This window comes from bacterium, from assembly GCA_009926305.1.
Lineage (GTDB): Bacteria > Bdellovibrionota_C > UBA2361 > UBA2361 > RFPC01 > RFPC01.
In genome coordinates this window covers 1-2,214 of sequence record RFPC01000167.1, presented here as the reverse complement: position 1 = coordinate 2,214, position 2,214 = coordinate 1, and the positions used below count along the sequence as shown (strand labels likewise).

Here is a 2,214-nt window from a genome sequence, read left to right as displayed (position 1 = left end):
TCAATGTTGGTTTTCTCAAAGAGGTCTGAAAAATGGGCGTAATCCCCTGCCCCTCCGGATGCGATGACCGGGATTGATACCGCGTCGCCTACCAGCAAAAGCTGTTGCAAATCTGAGGAAACGGTAATTGCACCAGCCGTAAATCCGCCAAAGTCTGACAACTGCGTAACAACTCCGGTTGTTGAATTATAGTGCATCGCCTCATAAGAGCTGCCACTTCCATCGAAATAACTAGGCGCTGAAATGAATACCAGCTCCTCACTATCTGCTGAAAAATAGATATAAGGAGAAACGGTAGCACTAGCGGAACTTAACTGGGTAACATCTGCTGAATCAGCGGCATATCGAAAAATTTGTTGATATCCACCAGCATTTTGACCCGTTAAGTTAGCGGCTGAAACAAAGTAAACGTCTCCATTATTTGCAGCGGAGCCTCGAATCGAACCTGCTCCAGTAACACTGGTGATTTGAGTAGCTGAGCTGAAGTTATCAGAAGTGCGCATAACCCACTGCTCAGCCGAGTTATCAGAGTTCGCCCCACCGACATTGGCAGTCGAAACAAATGCCAGGTGATCTCCGTTAGCACTCAAATGAAAGTTTCCAGCTGCCGAGGGATAACTAATATAACCACTCTCCCTCAGGGTATCGCTGTCAACATCATAGAAGATAATTTCTTGAAATGCCTGATAGGTTGCTCCTCCCTCATACAAAGTTTGAGAACTGAATGCGATAGTCGAACCATCATCAGAGAAATCAAATCCAAGAAAAAGCTCAACTCCTTGCGCATTAGTTATCTGAGAGAGTGCTGAACTCGTAACGTCATATAAATACACCTGACTATATCCAGCACCGTTCTCTCCGGTAAGATTATTATTGCTGATAAAAGCAACTCTGTTTCCGGACAGACTTACCTGCAACTGTGAAAGGTTTGTTACTCCACCTATTAACGTCTGAACTGATCCTGTCTCTGTATTTATTCGCTGTACCTCTGAATCAGCACTACTCAAGACTATCGCATATCTTCCATCTCCAGAGACGGCAAGTTGGGTATTATTGAGTTCAGTAGAGGCGTATGAGGTAATCTGCTCGAAGTCTCCGAGAGTCGCTTGGCGGTTTCCAAATACACTTATACCATTAAAGGTAGTGCTGTCTGCTATTCGAGAAATTTCCTGAGAAAGAGCTGAATACTCCGTTGACAGTGCGTTTCGCTGGCTTGCATTGAGGGTTCCTGTCGCGGCTTGTTCAGCTAGCTCTTGGATATGAGCAGCTATACCCTCTATTTCCGTTAAAGCTGACTCAGCAATATTTATCAGCGAGATAGCATCATTTACATTCTTACTCGATTGACTCTGAAGCCTAGAGTTAATATCGAGACCTGCCGAAAGGGCTAAGCCAGCCGTATCATCGGATGCACTGTTAACTCGCAGTCCTGAAGAAAGTCGCTCAAAAGCACTACTCAATCGAGCACTACTTCGACTAAACTCACCTTGCATACTCACGAGGCTGCTATATGGTCCAACCTTTATAGCCACAACAAAACTTCTTCAGCGCCTACATACCCCCCCCTTCGCACCGCTGCAAGCAGCTCAGAAAGGGCTCTAAACCCTCATAAAAAAAGACGGCATACCTTCCATAGCTTATGCTCTGCCGCATTAACATTCGTCGTCTACAGAGAATAAATTGAGGTTCCGTTGCTGAATCACTCTAACAGGTAAGAAATCTTAAAAGCTGAGCCCACAGCTGAGCTCTCAGAGGCGTTTACAGTTGATAGAGCTGGCTGTTGTAGTTTGCGAGAGCGAGCCGAGCAGTTTTGAGCTATTTAGTAGGATGAGTTATCACCTTACGGGTTCTCCGATGTATAGAGTCTCCGGTGATATTAGAGGGAGCGAGAGATCTAAGAAGAATTCCTATTTTCAGAATGCACGAATGCCGCACCGACCTCTTCCTCAGTGTAAAGAGCTAAGCGCCCCCAGTACTCAAGTACCCCCAGTAATCAGGTACCCCAGTAATCAGGTACCCCAGTAATCAGGTACCACCATCTTTTTTTCATTGAATGACGAACCGATGCGACAACCTCCTCCGATTAACACTCTGTCATGGGAAATCCACTACGCACCAAAGACCCGTCTCTTTACCGCCTCATTACCACCCGCACGGTACGAGCTGAGATGTGGCTCATGCCTACTGCTAAGAATACAAAGCTCATAGGAGGTA

Annotated in this window: 1 protein-coding gene; it reads right to left on the bottom strand. The window is 45.9% G+C overall.

Annotated elements, in window-relative coordinates; all coding sequences use genetic code 11:
- The coding region (locus EBR25_13275) for a hypothetical protein (protein NBW41952.1) at nucleotides 1-1,532 on the bottom strand (1,532 nt) is incomplete at its 3' end.
- Nucleotides 1,533-2,214: the final 682 nt, after the last annotated feature.